Raw genomic sequence first — 15,159 nt, forward strand, 5'->3', positions numbered from 1 at the left:
TCCATGCGCATCCACCTCGGAACGGACCACGCCGGCCTCGAGTTCAACAAGACCCTGAACGCCCACCTCACCGAGGCGGGGCACGACGTGGTGGACCACGGTCCGACCGAGTACGACGCACTCGACGACTACCCCTCGTTCTGCATCAACGCCGCGCACGCCGTCGTCGAGGACCAGCGCGCGGGCGTCCAGGCACTCGGCGTCGTCTTCGGCGGATCCGGCAACGGCGAGCAGATCGCGGCGAACAAGGTCGAGGGCATCCGGGCAGCGCTCGTGTGGAACGAGTCCACGGCGCTCCTCGCACGCCAGCACAACGACGCGAACGTCATCTCCATCGGTGCCCGTCAGCACACCGAGGACGAAGCCATCCGCTTCGTCGACCTCTTCATCGCCGAGCCGTTCTCGGGCGAGGAACGGCACGCCCGCCGCATCGCGCAGCTCGCCGAGTACGAGACGACGGGCCGGATCGCCGGCAAGCAGATCGACGAGTAGGCCCTCCCGTCAGCGGTACCGGGTAGAACGGTAGGCATGCCCGAGGGTCACTCCGTCCACCGCATCGCCAACCAGTTCTCCCGGCACTTCGTCGGCAAACGCTGCGAGGTGTCGAGTCCGCAGGGTCGGTTCGCCGCCGGGGCGGCGCAGCTCGACGGCAAGAAGATGATCGCGGCGCGTGCCGTGGCGAAGCAGATGTTCCTCGAGTTCGAGGGCGACCTGTTCCTCCGTGTGCACCTGGGGCTCTACGGCGCGTGGGACTTCGCCGGCGACCTGTCGACCGCCACCGCACTGTCCACCGACGACGACGGCGAGGAGTCGCTGACCTCGATCGGCGCACCCCGACTCGCCCGGTACCGGATGGCGGAGCAGGAGAAGGTCGAGGACCCGATCGAGTCCTTCCCGCCGGACCCCGTCGGCCAGGTCCGCGTCCGGATCCTCACCGAGGACACCGTCGCCGACCTCCGCGGCCCGACCGCGTGCGTGGTGGAGACCCCGGCCGAGGTCCAGCAGGCGCTCGACAAGCTCGGCCCCGACCCGATGAACGACGACGGCCCCGAGGCCGAGAAGGCGTTCGTCGACAACGTCCGGAAGCGGAACGTGGCCATCGGGCAGCTGCTCATGGACCAGTCGGTGGTCGCCGGGATCGGCAACATCTACCGTGCCGAGCTGCTGTTCCGCCAGCGCATCGACCCCTACAAGCCGGGGAAGAAGATCACCGTGAAGCAGGCGAAGGCGCTGTGGGCGGACTGGTCGAAGCTCCTGCACGACGGTGTCCGCGACGGCCTGATGCTCACGATGGACGGCCTGTCCGACGCCGAACTCAAGAAGGCCAAGCGCTCACGGAAGGACCGGCACTGGGTCTACCACCGGCAGGGCGAACCGTGCCGGGTGTGCGGCACCGAGATCCGGATGGCCGACATGGCCGGACGCAAGCTCTACTGGTGCCCGAAGGACCAGAAGTAGCGCACCCTCACACGTCGCGGTACGTGAACCGACCGGCGATCGCGGTGGCCAGCACCCGCGTCTCCCGGAGCTGCGCTGCGTCGGCCGTGCCGAGCGGATCCGACTCCACCAGCACGAGGTCCGCGACGTCACCCACCGCCACCTGGACCCGGCCGTCCGTCGAACCGCGCCACGCCGTCAGTGCCGACAGCCGCTCCGCGGGGTGCCACGGCTCGCGGCCGTCCCGGTCGCGCCCGACGGCCGCCGCCATCGAGACCCACGGGTCGAGCGGCGCCACCGGAGCGTCCGACCCGAGGAGCAGCCGCGCTCCGGCACGCTCGAGCGACGCGAACGCGAAGGTCCGGTCGGTGCGGTCCGCCCAGTAGCGGTCGGCGATGTCGCGGTCGTCCATGGCGTGCTCCGGCTGCACCGACGCGGCCACACCGAGCGCCGCGAAGCGACCGAAGTCCTCGTCCGCCAGCAGTTGGGCGTGCTCGATCGTGCCGCGGGATCCGACGGCTTCGAACACGTCGAGTGCGAGGGTGTTCGCGCGGTCCCCGATCGCGTGGATCGCCGGCACGAGTCCGGCGTCGACGGCTCGGCGGACCATCGGCACGACCTCGTCGAGCGGCCAGGTGAGCACGCCGTGACCGCCGAGCTCCCGGTAGGCCTCGGTCACCGCGGCCGTCCGGGTACCGAGCGACCCGTCGGTGATCACCTTGAACGGCCCCATCGTGACGAGGCCCCGCGTGCCGTCCAGCACGTCGCCCGTGCGGAGACCACGGTCGATGACGTCGTCGAGCTCCGCCGGGTACACGCCGGAGGACACGCGCAGCCCGTCGGTCCCCGCGTGGACGCGTCGTCGCCACCGGTCCAGGCCGAAGCGCATCTCGAGATCCACGATCCGCGTCACACCGCGGGCGCTCGCCGCCTCGACGGCGTCGGCGACGTAGCCGTCGAGCACGTCGTCGGGGACGGCGGAGAGCGCGCCCGTCACGTCGAACGCGTCCTGCTCGCGCAGGACCCCGTCCACACCCGTGACGAGCGGTCGGCCGACGATCGTCGAGAAGTGCGCGAGTGCGAGGGCGTTGCACCAGACCGCGTGCAGGTCGGCGCTGATCACGACGGCCGGGAGGCGCGGCGCGGCCTCGTCGAGCAGCGCACGTCGCGCAGGGCGGGGCCACATCCCGTCGCGGTAGCCGTGACCGACCAGGACGCGGTCCGCCACGCCCGTGCGACCCACCTCCGCCAGGAGGGCGGCGGTCGACTCCGCCGAGTCGCACCCGGACACGTCGACGCGGCGGCGGACGAGGGCCCACTGGTCGAAGTGCACGTGGTGGTCGACCAGGCCTGGGCCGAGCCACGCACCGGCGGACTCGACGACGTCGGTGTCCGGGCCGGACGCGTCGAGCGCGCCGGCCGGCGCGATCTCGGTGACCCGGCCGTCGACGATGCGGACGTCGGCAGGGGCCCCGGAGGTGCCCACCCGCCGGACGGTGCGGAGCAGGACCTCCGTCATCGTCCCTCCAGGCCGTGTGTCCGTGCCATCTCGTCGGCGAGTGCTGGCGACGCGTACGGACCGTCCCCGCGGAGGCCCGCGATGATCCGTTCGACGACCTCGGGGGCCTTGTTCTGCGACAGCTTCGCCCGGGCGTCGAACCGGGTGACCCGGATGCGGATCCCCACGGTGCCCTTCGCCATCCGGCGGGCGGTCTCCTCGTCGACCTCGAGCGAGACCGGCTCCGGCATAACCCGTTCGAAGTGGTCGACGAGTTCGCCGAGCACGCGGAAGTTCTCGTCGTCGGACAGGATCTCGGGCGTGCCCCAGCAGTGCGCCGTGACGTGGTTCCAGGTCGGGACGAACTGCTCCGGCGGGTACCAGGCGGGGGAGACGTACCCGTGCGGGCCTTGGAACACGACGAGGACCTCGTGCCGACCGAGCTCGTGGGCGATCTCGTCCGGGCGTCCGACGTGCGAGACGAGGACGAGTTCGTCGTCGCTGCTGTGCTCGAGCAGGAACGGGTAGTGCGATGCGACGAGTCCGGCGTCGGTGTGCGACACGATCGTGGCCCACGGGTTCGCGTCGATGAGCCTGCGCACCTCGTCGACGTCGGTCATGAGGAAGTGCGGTGTGTGTCGCATGCCGCCAGCGTGGCACATGGGAGCCTGATCGTCATGACGAAGCGCGCCGCCTACGAGACCGTCCTGCCCTACGTCCGCGAATGGGTGTCGTACAAGGTGTGGCAGCTCCGGGTGCCGGGCGTGCAGGTCGCGATCGGGTACGGGGGCGAGGTCCTCTTCGACGAGGCGTGGGGGTACGCGGACGTCGAGGCCGGCCGCCGCCTCACCACGACGGACCTGTTCCGGATCGCTTCGCACTCGAAGACGTTCACCGCGACCGCGCTCCTGCAGCTCGCCGAGCGGGGATCGCTCCGCCTCGACGACACCGTCGGCACGTACGTCCCCGCGCTCGTCGACGGTGGGTCGCCCCTCGCCGACGCGACCCTGCGGGAGCTCATGGAGATGGGCGCCGGGGTGATCCGGGACGGCCACGACGGGGACCACTGGTCGCTGCTCCGCCCGTTCCCGGACGAGCAGGAGCTGCTCGCGCTCGTCCTCGACCGCGGCCAGAAGGTGCCCGCCGGGTCGTCCTTCAACTACTCGAACCTCGGCTACGCCCTGCTCGGGCTCGTCATCGCCGCCGTCTCCGGACGGTCCTACAACGACTTCGTCCGCGAGTCGATCACCGAACCGCTCGGCCTCCACGGCACCGGCCCGGACTGGGACCCCGCGCGTGCAGACGAGTTCGTGGTCGGCTACACGGGCTTCCACGCCGACCGCGTCCGACACCGCATCGACCACGTCGACACCCGTGCGCTCGCCGCCGCGACCGGGTTCCACGGCACCGCGTCCGACCTGGTGCGGTACTTCTCCCAGCACGTCATCGGGCAGGGCACGTTGCTCGACGACCACTCGAAGCGGCTCGCACAGCGCCGGGCGTGGAGCGCCACCGACGACGTGGCCGGCCGCGGGTACGGCGCCGGGTTCATCGTCGACCGGATCGGCGGGCGCGAGGTCCGTGGCCACTCCGGCGGCTTCCCCGGGCACATCACGCAGTCGCTGTTCGACCCGCAGTCCGGGCTCGTGGTCTCGGTGCTGACCAGTGCGGCCGGCGGCCCGGCGACGCTCATCGCGACCGCCATCGTGAACCTGCTCGATGCCGCCGCCGCCGCCGACGCCCCCGGGACGCCCGTGCCGGACGACGTCGACACCAGCACGTTCACCGGTCGGTTCGCGAACCCGTGGGGCGTCAGCGACATCGCCCGGATCGGTGACCGGCTCGTCGAGGTCGACCCGTCGGCGCCCGCTCCGCTCGAGACGCCGACCCGGCTCGAGGTGGTCGACGCCGACACGCTCCGGATGACCCACGGCAACCGGTTCGGGTCGATCGACGAGGACGTCACCTACGCGCGCGACGCCGACGGCACCGTGCGGTCGATCCGGGGCGGTGGAGGCATGACCTCGGAGCCCTGGGCGATCCCCGCGGAGACGCCGGAGGTCGCTGCGGGGCTCGTCTGACGGGCGCGGCGGTCAGTCGTCCGCGGGCGCTCTGGCGCTGGTGCGCTGGTCAGCGCACCTCGGCGGAGGCCCAGAGCGCGCCGGCGCCCGCGCCCACCGTCCGGAGCAGGGGGACGGCGACGAGGACCGCGGCGGCGAGGTAGGCGACCGCCATCACGAGCGTGGGGATCGAGTACACGACGCCGATCGCCCCCTGCGAGAGCGCGGGCGGGACCACGGTCTGTGCCAGCAGGTCGGTGACGAACCAGAGCGCGGCGGCGAGGATCACGACCCACGCGAGCACCCGTTGCGGGCCACGGACCGACCGCACCGTGAGCACCCCGAACGCCACGAGCGCACCCTGCGCGACGACGTACAGCGCGGAGCCGACCGGCCCGGGGATGCCCCAGGCGAGTGCGAAGGCGAGCGCGGACACGGCGAAGGCCAGGGCCCGGCGGTCCCGCACGCGGAGGGCGACCACCAACACCAGGGCCGCGGCGATCCCGGCGACCACGGTCGCTCACCGTACGCCGGACCGGGGGATAACCCCACCCCGGGTCCGGGAGGGGGCAGGATGGGGGAACGAGCCCGCGGTCGCGAGGCTTGGTGTCATGACCGACACCGCCCGCCTCGACCAGGCCGAGACCGTCCCGCTGCACGACTCCGTCCCACCAGGAGCCACCGAACCGATGCCCGCCCAGCAGCCGAACCAGACCCCGCCGACGTGGTCAGCGACCCCGCCGCCGACGGCCAGCGGGTCCGGTTCGGGCTCGGGTGTCACCGCCGGCGCGTTCTACCGCGAGGCCTGGAAGCGCCTGCCCCGGGACTTCGGCTACATGGCGCTCACGGCGGTGCTCCTCTGCACGCTGTACGTCGCGTTCCCCGCGGCGATCTTCGGCGGCGGCTTCCGGGACCTCTTCAACCCGTTCGTCCTGCTGATGTTCTTCATCGCCCTGTTCGTCGCACGGTGGCTCGGCCAGTTCGAGAAGCTCCGCATCGGCTGGGCCGACCGTCGGCCGATCCGCCCGGTGGACTGGACGCCGCGGTGGCAGCAGAACTGGTGGACCTGCACCGGGTCCGCGGTCGCGAACCCGCACTACTGGCTCTACCTGCTGCACGCGGCGGTCGTGTACCCGCTCGCGGCGCTGTTCACCGTGGGTGCCGGTGCCGTGCTCCTCGCCGGCTTCCTCTGGCCGATCGGCCTCGCCGGCGTCGTGTTCGTGAACGGCATGAGCGCGCAGTACTTCGGCTGGGACATGGCCTCGGTCGTCGGGTACGGGTTCCTCGGGCTGCTGTCGATGGCGGCCTCGGTCGTGCTCTTCCCGCTCTGGGCGCGCGGCTCCGTCATCGCCCACTACTGGATCGACCTCGGCCTGCTCGGCGGCTTCCGCGCGGAGCAGCTCGAGCAGCGCGTCGCCGGACTCCAGGCCTCCCGCGCCGGCGCCGTGACCGCCGAAGGGCAGGCCCTCCGCCAGATCGAGCGCGACCTGCACGACGGCCCGCAGCAGCGCCTCGTCCGGCTCCGGATGGACCTCTCGGCCGCCGAGCGCGCGTTCGACAAGGACCCGGAGAAGGCCAAGCAGCTCATCGGCGAGGCGTCGGAGCACGCCAAGGACGCCCTCGACGAGCTGCGCGCACTGTCGCGGGGCTTCGCTCCGCCGATCCTGCTCGACCGCGGGCTCGTCGCCGCGCTCGAGGCCCTCGTCGCCCGGACGCCGATCCCGGTGGGGCTCGACGTCCGCCTGCCCGACGGGCTGGAGCTTGCGACCGAGATCCAGCGCAACGTGTACTTCACCGTGAGCGAGCTCCTCACGAACACGACGAAGCACGCCGGCGCCTCGACCGCCGGGGTGTACCTCGGGCTCGTGGTCGACGCCTCCGGTCTCTGGTACCTCACGGTCAGCGTCACCGACGACGGTCGCGGCGGCGCCCGTCCGCAGGAGGGCCACGGCATCGAGGGACTGATGGGCCGGATGCGTGCCCTCGACGGCGAGCTCACGGTGTCGAGCCCCGAGGGCGGTCCGACCGAGGCCACCGCGCGCATCCCGCTCGGCGCCCTGAACGGCGTCCCGGTGGCGCGGGCATGACGCGCGCCTGAGCCGCCGGGAGCGCCACCGCTCCCGCTAGGCTGGTCGGCATGAGCGACGGCCCGGATGCAGCACGCATCCGGGCCGTCGTCGTCGACGACGCGGTGCTGCTGCGCGAAGGGCTCGCGAGGGTCCTCGACGAAGCCGGCATCGACGTCGTGGGGCAGTACGCCGACGCCGACTCGTTCCTCGCCACGCTGCCCGAGCACGCACCCGACGTCGTCGTGATGGACGTCCGGATGCCTCCGAGCTTCACGGACGAAGGCGTCCGCGCCGCAGTCACCACCCGCCGTCTGGCTCCGCGGACCGGGGTCCTCCTGCTCTCGCAGTACGTCGAGGCCACCTACGCGGAGGACGTCCTCGCCGCCGGCGCGACGGGCATCGGCTACCTGCTCAAGGACCGCGTCACCCGGCTCGAGGAGATCGACGACGCCGTCCGCCGCATCGCAGCCGGCGGCACCGTGCTCGACCCCGAGGTCGTCACGCAGCTCATGAGCCGCCGCCGCAACCCGCTCGAAGCGCTCACACCCCGGGAACGCGAGGTCCTCGGGCTGATGGCGGAGGGCCGCACGAACAACGCGATCGCGCGCGCCCTCGTGATCGGCACCGGCGCGGTCGAGAAGCACGTGTCGAGCATCTTCGGCAAGCTCGCGCTCGAGGACACCGGCGAGGACCACCGCCGCGTCCTCGCCGTCCTCGCGTACCTCGGATGAACCGAGCCCTGGGATGAACCGCATCCCGGCACCGGTCCTCGCGCTCGCCGCGATGGTGTCCGTCCAGCTCGGCGCCGCGGTCGCGAAGACCCGCTTCGACGACGTCGGCCCCGTCGGCGCCGCGACGCTCCGGCTCGTCATCGGCGCCGTCGTCCTCGCGCTCGTCGTCCGCCCGCGCGTCCGGCACTGGACGCGGGCGCAGTGGCTCGGCGCGGTCGGGCTCGGCCTGGCGCTCGGCGGGATGAACGTCTTCATCTACATCGCCTTCGCGAGCATCCCGATCGGGGTGGCCGTCACCATCGAGTTCCTCGGCCCGCTCGCCCTCTCGCTCGTGCACACCCGCCGGTGGCGGGACGTCACCTGGGCCGTGCTCGCCCTCGCCGGGGTGGTGCTCCTCGGGGTCGGTCCGACGGCGGTCACGGCTGTCTCCGGGGTCGTGTTCGCCGTCCTGGCCGCCGCGTGCTGGGCGGGCTACATCGTCATGAACCGGCACGTAGGCGCGGCGATCCCGGGGGTGGACGGCCTCGCGGTGTCGATGCTGGTCGCGATGCTCGTGTCGCTGCCGTCCGGGCTCGGGCCGGCCGTGGACGGAGTGGTGCGCGAACCGGTACTCCTCGTCGTGTTCGGCGCCGTCGCCGTGCTCTCGAGCGTCCTGCCGTACGCGCTCGAGATGCTCGCGCTCCGGCGGATGCCGACCCGGGTCTTCGGGGTGCTGCAGAGCCTCGGTCCGGCGATCGCGGCGCTCGCGGGCCTGGCGATCCTGCACGAGGGGCTGGCGCCGCTCGAGGTCGTCGCCCTCGTGTGCGTCACCGCCGCGAGCGTCGGCGTGACGATGTCCGCCCGCCGGGCGCGTGCCGGCGCGGATCCCGTTGCGTGACGACGGGACGTCACAGGCGGAAGAAGTGAGGCGCGGATCACCACGTGACCCGCGCCTCCTGGAAGACCCGCCTACTCGTCGCGGAGGAAGTCCGCGTACGTGGGTTCCGACTGCTCACCCGTCAGGAGCGCCGGGTCGTTGATCCGACGTTCGACGTAGGCCGTGATGACCTCCGGCGGGGTGAGCACGTGCGCCACCCAGGACGGCACCTCGTTCTTGTGCATGGTGCCTCCTCCCGGTTCGTTGCTCAGGCGACTGAAAGTCTCGATCGTCGAGTTACTTGCTGAACCGGTGTTCCGTAAACGATCCTCGTCCTCCGAGGAGAAGTCAATGCGACGCGTTCTCCGGACGACGGGCGTCCCGATCGGCACGCAGGGTGCGGTGCTTCACGGCCGACCGCCAGACCCAGGCGTTCGCCTGCTGGCCGAACTGCGCCCACTCGACGAGAACGGCGTCGCGGGTCCAGCTCTTCGCGAAGGCCTTGACCCGGACGTGGAACGTCGGGAACTGGATCCACGCCCACACGGGCACGGGTGTGACGGCGTGGCAGACGTCCGGGCCGCGGGCGTCCTCGGACAGGGAGTAGGCGCGCGGGCGTTCGACCTCCGGGTGCTCCGGGGGCTGCCACCGGTTCTCGCGACGCCGTCCCACGACGGTATTCGAACGTGTGTTCGAACCGACGTCAAGTCGGCCGCGCCGGTGGTGGGGTATGGGAGCGCTGGTCGGCGTGTCCCGGAGGTGTCAGGGTGAAGACCGCGCGCGGCCCGTCGACTCGCGGACGCTCAACGTCAGCGACGGCCCCGGGCGCGACGGGAGCACCGTGCCCGCGTCGATCTGCTCGCGCAGCAGGGTCGCCGCCCGCTGCCCGAGCTCGACGGTGTCACGGGTCAGGGACGTGATCGAGGGCCGGACGAGCTGGATCATCGCCGAGTCGTCGAACGACACGATCGACACGTCCGCGGGGACCGAGACGCCCATCTCGCTCGCCACCCCCAGTCCGGCGACGGCGAGCACGTCGTTGTCGTACACGATCGCGGTCGGCCGGGTGCTGCGGGATAGCAGGGTCCGGGTCGCGCTCGCACCCGCCTCGGCCGAGTAGTCGGTCGGGATCGACTCGGTGCCGTCGAGCCCTTCGGACGCGGTGAACGCCCGGACCCGGTCGATCCGCATCGCGGTGTGCTCGAACTCCGGGCGGCCGGCGACGTGCGCGATCCGCCGGTGCCCGAGCGCGTGCAGGTAGCGGAGCACGGTGTCCGTGGCGTCCGAGTCGTCGATCCAGACGCTCGGCGCGGCACCCTCGGCGGTCGGGTGCGAGCCGACGACGACCGCCGGCATCCCGAGGTCGGCGAGCAGCGCGAGCCGGTCGTCGTCGCGCCGCGGGTCGATCACGATCACGCCGTCGACCCGGTGCCCGCGCCACCAGTCGCGGTAGGTCTCGAGCTCCTCCGCCGCGTCCCGCGCGACGAGCAGGTTCATGCCGACGTGGCTGCCGGCGAGCCCGAGCTGGATGCCGGAGATGAGGTCGCCGAAGAACGACTCGGTCCCGAGTGTCCGGGCCGGCCGGTTGAGCACGAAACCGATGGATCCCGCCTTCGCGCCGCCCAGCGCCCGCGCCGCGGTGTGCGGCTGCCAGTCGAGTTCGCGGGCCACCGCACGGACGCGTGCACGGGTCTCGTCGGAGACGCCCCGTCGGTCGTTGAGCGCGAACGAGACCGCGCTGATGGACACGCCGGCGCGTGCGGCGATGTCGGCGATCGTCGTTCGGCGGTTCTTGGCCACGGACTTGACTATAGCGCTTTAGTTCGTCACCATCGCTGCATTCGACCGGTTCGGCGACAGGAACTGAACCGGTTCAGCAGCATCAGCGGCACGACGAAGGAGTCACGAGCGATGAAGAACACCACACGCAGGACGACGGGACGCGCGATGGCGCTCCTCGCCGGGGCGGCCGTCACGGCCCTCGCGCTCACGGCCTGCTCGAGCGGCGGCGGGTCGGGCAGCGGCGACAGCGGCAAGGTCGAGGGGTCGATCACCCTGCAGACCTGGGCCCTGACGCCGACCTACACCGACTACCTCAACGGCGTGATCAAGGACTTCGAGAAGAAGTACCCGGATGCCAAGGTGAAGCTCGTCGACCAGCCCGGCGACGGCTACGCGGACAAGGTCCTCAGCCAGGCGACGTCGAACTCGCTGCCCGACGTGGTGAACCTGCCGCCGGACATCGCTCTGCCCCTCGCCAAGCGCGGGTTCCTGCAGGACGTCGCGAAGGACGACTCGAAGCTGTCGAGCACCTACGTCAAGGGCGCGCTCGCCGCGTACAACTACAAGGGCGTCGACGGCACGTTCGGGTACCCGTGGTACCTCAACACGGACGTCGACTACTGGAACAAGACGATGTTCGAGAAGTGCGGCCTCGATCCCGCGAACCCGCCGAAGACCACCGACGAGCTGTTCACGCAGGCCGAGACCATGCACCAGAAGTGCCCGGACGACTACCTGATGAGCCGGAAGCCCGGCCTGTCGGACTTCTCGCTCGCCGGCGTCAAGATCATCAACGACGCCGGGACGAAGTTCACCTTCGCGAACTCCTCGAAGGCCGCCGACCTCATCACGAAGTACGCGAAGGCCTACAAGGAGGGCCTCATGCCGTCCTCCGTGCTGAACACCGACTACCTCGGCAACTCGACCCTGTTCACGCAGGGCAAGGTCGCCTGGACCACCGGTGGGGCCACGGCCATCAGCGACTTCGAGAAGAACAACCCGTCGCTCAAGGGCAACATCGTCGTCTCGCCGGCGCTGGACAACCCGCCGCTCTACGTGCAGGGCCTCAGCGTCAGCGCGAAGAGCAAGCACGTCGCCACCGCCGAGGCGCTCGCCGCCTTCATGACGAACGCGAAGAACCAGGAGGCGTTCGCGCACCTGGTGAACATCTTCCCGTCGACCACCTCGTCGCAGTCCGACCCGTACTTCTCGAAGGACGACGGCACGGTGGAGGCGAAGGCCCGCGTGCTCGCCAACGACGCCCTGAAGACCGCCAAGAACCTCAACCCGGTCGAGGCGAACTCGGCGATGACGGACTTCCTCGACCAGCAGATCGCGCTGGCGATGAAGGGTGGCACCACGCCCGAGAAGGCGCTGCAGACCGCCCAGACCAAGATGAACAGCCTGCTGGCCAACAGCTGATGCGCGCCAACCGCTGGTTCACGCCCTGGCTGCTCGTCCTGCCGGCACTGGTCTGGCTCCTCGCGTTCAGCCTCTGGCCGTCGATCAACACCGTCCGGCTGTCGTTCACGAACGCCAGCCCCCTCGGGGGCGTGAGCCAGTGGGTGGGCCTGCAGAACTTCCAGACGCTGCTCGCCGACCCGCAGGTGTGGGAGGCGCTGCTCAACAGCGTCATCTACATGGCGGTCTGCCTGCCGCTCCTGACGGTCCTCCCGCTCCTGATGGCGGTGCTCGTGGAACGCAAGCTCCCCGGCATCGCGTTCTTCCGCACCGCGTACTACACGCCGGTGATCGCGAGCGCGGTCGTCGTCGGGCTCATCTGGAACTGGATCCTCGACGACCGCGGCGTCATCAATGAGATGGCGCAGTCGTTGGGGATCGTGCAGCACTCCATCCCGTTCCTCACCGACCGGTGGCTGCTCGTGTTCAGCGCGATCAGCCTGACGGTCTGGAAGGGCCTCGGGTACTACATGATCATCTTCCTGGCGGCCCTCGGGAACGTCGGCAAGGACCTGCACGAGGCCGCGGCGCTCGACGGCGCCGGGGCGGTCCGCCGGTTCTGGTCGGTCACGATGCCCGGGGTCCGCGGCACCATGACGCTCGTCGGGATCCTCGTCTGCGTCAGCGCGCTCCGGGTGTTCAGCGAGCTCTACATCCTCACCAACGGCACCGGCGGACCGGGCGGGCAGGACAACTCGCTCGTCATGCTCATCCAGCAGTACGCCCGCGGCTTCACCGGCAACCTCGGCTACGCGTCGGCCCTGAGCCTCCTGCTCTTCGTCGTGACGCTCATCCCGATGCTCGCCCTCGCCCGGATGAACAGCAAGGCGGACAAGTGACCAACACGACCCCGACCACCGAACCCGTCCTCGGGGGCGCCGCCGGCGCAGCGGTCCCCGCGCCCGACGTGACCGGCGCGACGGACGCACGCCGCGCCTCCCGGCCGAGCGGACGCGACGGACGCGACGGACGCGCACGCAAGCGCCGCGCGTCCTGGGGCGTCATGTCCACCCGCGAGAAGGTGCTCCGCTACGTCCTCCTCGTCGTGGTGCTGTTCATCACGATCGGCCCGTTCCTCTGGCAGCTCTCCACGTCGCTGAAGGGGACCGGGGAGGACATCTACACCGCCAACCCGTCCTTCATCCCGACCCAGCCGACGTTCGGCAACTACTTGCGCGTCGGCGAGGCAATCCCGGTCTTCGGCTACATCGGCAACTCGCTCATCGTCGCCGCGATCGACGTGCTCGGGAACATCGTGTTCGCGACCCTCGCCGGTTTCGCCCTGGCCCGCCTGCAGTGGCGCTTCCGCAAGCTCGTGCTCGGGCTGTTCCTCGCGACCCTGGTGCTGCCGGGGGAGGCGACGATCATCAGCCAGTTCGTCACCATCAAGGACATCGGCCTCGCCGACTCCCTCGTCGGCGTCGCGCTGCCCGGCATGATCGCCGCGCTCAACGTCCTGCTGATGTTCAACGCGTTCCGGCAGATCCCCGAGGAGATCGACCAGGCCGCCGTGATGGACGGCGCGAACGCGATGCAGCGGCTCCGGTACATCTCGCTGCCCGCGGTCCAGGGGACCATCGCGGTGATCGCGATCTTCTCGTTCATCGGCGCGTGGGACGACTTCCTCTGGCCGCTCATCGTGCTGCAGTCGCCGGACAAGCTCACCCTCACGGTGGGGCTGCAGTACCTGCAGGGCACGTTCGCGACCGACCAGCGGATGATCGCCGCGGGCACGATGATCGCGTTCATCCCGATCGCCGTGATCTTCGCGATCCTGCAGCGCTTCTTCTTCAAGGGCGTCGAAGAGGGCGGGGTGAAGGGCTGATGCGCTTCGGCGTCAACCACACCCCCTCCGTCGGCTGGTTCCACTCGTGGCTCGACTTCTCGCCGTCGGACACCGCGCGGGACATGGAGGCGATCGCGTCGCTCGGCGCCGACCACGTGCGGATCTTCCCGCTCTGGCCGGTCGTGCAGCCGAACCGGACGCTCATCCGGCAGTCCGCGCTGCGGGACGTCGCGTCCGTCGTGGACATCGCCGGGTCGTTCGGGCTCGACGTCAACGTCGACGCGCTGCAGGGGCACCTGTCGAGCTTCGACTTCGTGCCCTCGTGGCTCGAGAGCTGGCACCGTCGGAACATGTTCACCGACCCTGACGTCGTCGCGTCGACCGCCGCCTACGTCGAGGCGCTCGCCGGAGCGGTCGCCGACAAGCCGAACCTGCTCGGCATCACCATTGGCAACGAGGTGAACCAGTTCGCGCACGCTCCGCACCCCACGCCGCACGAGATCACGGCGGAGCAGGGGCACGCGTGGGCGGCGGCGATGGTCGCGGCGGCGCGGCGCGGGCTGTCGTCCGGCGCGTCCGGCGCTGTCGGTCTGGAGGCGCGGCGCGCGTCCGCCCCGTCGCCCGCGTCCGGCACCGGGTCGCGTCCAGGGCCCCTGGTCACCGTCGCGCAGTACGACGCGGCCTGGTACGACGACGCGCAGCCCTTCGGCCCCGAGCACGCGGCGGACCACGGCGACGCCACCGTGACCCACTCATGGGTGTTCAACGGCTCGGCAGCGCTGCACGGCGCACTCGGAGCCGGATCGGTGCGCCACGGGGAGTACCTCCTCCAACTCGCCGCCGCCTGGAACCGGGAGCCGGGCCGACCGAACTGGCTGCAGGAGGTCGGCGCCCCCACGAACGTCGTCGACCCCGCCGACGCCGCGTCGTTCACCGAGCAGACGATCCGCCACGTCCTCGACGCGCAGGACGTGCTCGGCGTCACGTGGTGGTGCTCGCACGACGTCTCCCGGTCGCTCGCCGACTTCCCCGAGCTCGAGTACGACCTCGGGCTGTTCACGAACGACGGCCGGTTGAAGCCCGCGGGGGAGGCGTTCGCCGCCCTCGCCCACGCGCACGGCGTTCATGCTGCCGCCGACGCTCCGCCGGTGCCGCGGACCGCCCCGGCCACTGCACTCGTCCTCGACGACGTGCTGCCGGATGGCACCACCCGCCACGGACTCCGGGCCGAGTGCGCGCCCGGTGGCCGGTTCGCCGCCGCGTGGCTCGAGCTCGCCGAGCGTGCTCCGGACGGGCGAGGGCCGCAGGTCGTCCTCCGGTCCCGGATCGGCGACGACGCACTGCTCGGCGGACGGGGGATCACCCGGTGCGTCGAGGTCCCCGACGACACCCCCACCGCACTGCTGTCGGTCGCCCACCCGGCGACGATGGCCTGACCGCACCACCCGCCCGTCCCGCCGGCACCGACGCCGGCCCTCC

General features: G+C 71.2%; 16 protein-coding genes. 10 read left to right on the forward strand and 6 right to left on the reverse strand.

Annotation, left to right across the window (positions count from 1 at the left end):
- The first annotated feature begins 3 nt into the window (after positions 1 to 3).
- Positions 4 to 492, forward strand: a complete 489-nt coding sequence (locus FS825_RS03750) for a ribose-5-phosphate isomerase (RefSeq protein ID WP_144710960.1) — start codon at positions 4 to 6, stop codon at positions 490 to 492.
- 36 nt (positions 493 to 528) lie between these two features.
- Positions 529 to 1,458 (forward strand): Fpg/Nei family DNA glycosylase, encoded by a 930-nt coding sequence (locus FS825_RS03755; RefSeq protein ID WP_144710962.1) that lies wholly within the window; start codon positions 529 to 531, stop codon positions 1,456 to 1,458.
- Between the two features lie 7 nt (positions 1,459 to 1,465).
- On the opposite strand, the gene FS825_RS03760 is transcribed toward FS825_RS03755, so the two are convergent.
- Both FS825_RS03760 and FS825_RS03765 read right to left on the reverse strand, forming a co-directional pair.
- The gene (locus FS825_RS03760; RefSeq protein WP_144710964.1) at positions 1,466 to 2,956 is read right to left on the reverse strand and encodes an amidohydrolase; all 1,491 of its coding nucleotides are present in this window, start codon (positions 2,954 to 2,956) and stop codon (positions 1,466 to 1,468) included.
- Positions 2,953 to 3,579 carry an FMN-binding negative transcriptional regulator gene (locus tag FS825_RS03765; RefSeq protein WP_144710966.1) on the reverse strand — a complete coding sequence of 209 codons (627 nt, stop codon included), beginning with the start codon at positions 3,577 to 3,579 and terminating at the stop codon, positions 2,953 to 2,955. Before FS825_RS03765 ends, FS825_RS03760 begins: the two co-directional genes overlap by 4 nt.
- 33 nt (positions 3,580 to 3,612) lie before the next feature.
- Between FS825_RS03765 and FS825_RS03770 the strand changes: the two genes are divergently transcribed.
- Entirely contained in the window at positions 3,613 to 5,016 is a 1,404-nt protein-coding gene (locus tag FS825_RS03770; protein ID WP_144710968.1) for a serine hydrolase domain-containing protein, read from the forward strand.
- A gap of 49 nt (positions 5,017 to 5,065) precedes the next feature.
- Here FS825_RS03770 and FS825_RS03775 read toward each other — a convergent pair whose 3' ends face one another.
- Positions 5,066 to 5,509, reverse strand: coding sequence for a hypothetical protein (locus FS825_RS03775; RefSeq protein ID WP_144710970.1), 444 nt, complete (start codon positions 5,507 to 5,509; stop codon positions 5,066 to 5,068).
- A gap of 97 nt (positions 5,510 to 5,606) precedes the next feature.
- Between FS825_RS03775 and FS825_RS03780 the strand changes: the two genes are divergently transcribed.
- From FS825_RS03780 to FS825_RS03790, 3 genes are read left to right on the forward strand one after another with little or no spacing between them, the layout of a single operon-like run.
- A complete protein-coding gene (locus FS825_RS03780; protein ID WP_144710972.1) occupies positions 5,607 to 7,082 on the forward strand; it encodes a sensor histidine kinase in 1,476 nt (491 codons plus the stop codon).
- Positions 7,083 to 7,132: 50 nt separating this feature from the next.
- Positions 7,133 to 7,795, forward strand: coding sequence for a response regulator transcription factor (locus FS825_RS03785; protein WP_144710974.1), 663 nt, complete (start codon positions 7,133 to 7,135; stop codon positions 7,793 to 7,795).
- Between the two features lie 13 nt (positions 7,796 to 7,808).
- The gene (locus tag FS825_RS03790) at positions 7,809 to 8,672 is read left to right on the forward strand and encodes an EamA family transporter (protein WP_144710976.1); all 864 of its coding nucleotides are present in this window, start codon (positions 7,809 to 7,811) and stop codon (positions 8,670 to 8,672) included.
- Between the two features lie 71 nt (positions 8,673 to 8,743).
- On the opposite strand, the gene FS825_RS18550 is transcribed toward FS825_RS03790, so the two are convergent.
- The 3 genes from FS825_RS18550 to FS825_RS03800 all read right to left on the reverse strand — a co-directional run bounded on the left by FS825_RS18550 (position 8,744) and on the right by FS825_RS03800 (position 10,451).
- Positions 8,744 to 8,896, reverse strand: coding sequence for a hypothetical protein (locus FS825_RS18550; RefSeq protein WP_186377055.1), 153 nt, complete (start codon positions 8,894 to 8,896; stop codon positions 8,744 to 8,746).
- Positions 8,897 to 8,999: 103 nt separating this feature from the next.
- Positions 9,000 to 9,323 (reverse strand): hypothetical protein, encoded by a 324-nt coding sequence (locus FS825_RS03795; protein ID WP_144710978.1) that lies wholly within the window; start codon positions 9,321 to 9,323, stop codon positions 9,000 to 9,002.
- Between the two features lie 90 nt (positions 9,324 to 9,413).
- The gene (locus tag FS825_RS03800; protein WP_144710980.1) at positions 9,414 to 10,451 is read right to left on the reverse strand and encodes a LacI family DNA-binding transcriptional regulator; all 1,038 of its coding nucleotides are present in this window, start codon (positions 10,449 to 10,451) and stop codon (positions 9,414 to 9,416) included.
- Positions 10,452 to 10,562: 111 nt separating this feature from the next.
- Between FS825_RS03800 and FS825_RS03805 the strand changes: the two genes are divergently transcribed.
- Genes FS825_RS03805 through FS825_RS03820 form a run of 4 tightly spaced genes read left to right on the forward strand, consistent with a single transcriptional unit; the run spans position 10,563 to position 15,116 of the window.
- The gene (locus FS825_RS03805; RefSeq protein WP_144710982.1) at positions 10,563 to 11,855 is read left to right on the forward strand and encodes an ABC transporter substrate-binding protein; all 1,293 of its coding nucleotides are present in this window, start codon (positions 10,563 to 10,565) and stop codon (positions 11,853 to 11,855) included.
- A complete protein-coding gene (locus FS825_RS03810; RefSeq protein WP_144710984.1) occupies positions 11,855 to 12,733 on the forward strand; it encodes a carbohydrate ABC transporter permease in 879 nt (292 codons plus the stop codon). Before FS825_RS03805 ends, FS825_RS03810 begins: the two co-directional genes overlap by 1 nt.
- A complete protein-coding gene (locus FS825_RS03815) occupies positions 12,730 to 13,719 on the forward strand; it encodes a carbohydrate ABC transporter permease (protein ID WP_222126876.1) in 990 nt (329 codons plus the stop codon). The genes FS825_RS03810 and FS825_RS03815 overlap by 4 nt, the downstream gene beginning before the upstream one ends.
- Positions 13,719 to 15,116 (forward strand): glycoside hydrolase 5 family protein, encoded by a 1,398-nt coding sequence (locus FS825_RS03820; protein ID WP_144710986.1) that lies wholly within the window; start codon positions 13,719 to 13,721, stop codon positions 15,114 to 15,116. Before FS825_RS03815 ends, FS825_RS03820 begins: the two co-directional genes overlap by 1 nt.
- Positions 15,117 to 15,159: the final 43 nt, after the last annotated feature.

The organism is Curtobacterium pusillum (assembly GCF_007680845.1).
In the GTDB taxonomy this organism is placed as follows: domain Bacteria; phylum Actinomycetota; class Actinomycetes; order Actinomycetales; family Microbacteriaceae; genus Curtobacterium; species Curtobacterium pusillum_B.

Bases quoted from the DNA above. Each gene is read 5' to 3' on its own strand.
- FS825_RS03750 (WP_144710960.1), top strand. From the start codon at position 4: ATGCGCATCCACCTCGGAACGGACCACGCCGGCCTCGAGTTCAACAAG.
- FS825_RS03755 (WP_144710962.1), top strand. From the start codon at position 529: ATGCCCGAGGGTCACTCCGTCCACCGCATCGCCAACCAGTTCTCCCGG.
- FS825_RS03760 (WP_144710964.1), bottom strand. From the start codon at position 2,956: ATGACGGAGGTCCTGCTCCGCACCGTCCGGCGGGTGGGCACCTCCGGG.
- FS825_RS03765 (WP_144710966.1), bottom strand. From the start codon at position 3,579: ATGCGACACACACCGCACTTCCTCATGACCGACGTCGACGAGGTGCGC.
- FS825_RS03770 (WP_144710968.1), top strand. From the start codon at position 3,613: ATGACGAAGCGCGCCGCCTACGAGACCGTCCTGCCCTACGTCCGCGAA.
- FS825_RS03780 (WP_144710972.1), top strand. From the start codon at position 5,607: ATGACCGACACCGCCCGCCTCGACCAGGCCGAGACCGTCCCGCTGCAC.
- FS825_RS03785 (WP_144710974.1), top strand. From the start codon at position 7,133: ATGAGCGACGGCCCGGATGCAGCACGCATCCGGGCCGTCGTCGTCGAC.
- FS825_RS03790 (WP_144710976.1), top strand. From the start codon at position 7,809: ATGAACCGCATCCCGGCACCGGTCCTCGCGCTCGCCGCGATGGTGTCC.
- FS825_RS18550 (WP_186377055.1), bottom strand. From the start codon at position 8,896: ATGCACAAGAACGAGGTGCCGTCCTGGGTGGCGCACGTGCTCACCCCG.
- FS825_RS03805 (WP_144710982.1), top strand. From the start codon at position 10,563: ATGAAGAACACCACACGCAGGACGACGGGACGCGCGATGGCGCTCCTC.
- FS825_RS03810 (WP_144710984.1), top strand. From the start codon at position 11,855: ATGCGCGCCAACCGCTGGTTCACGCCCTGGCTGCTCGTCCTGCCGGCA.
- FS825_RS03820 (WP_144710986.1), top strand. From the start codon at position 13,719: ATGCGCTTCGGCGTCAACCACACCCCCTCCGTCGGCTGGTTCCACTCG.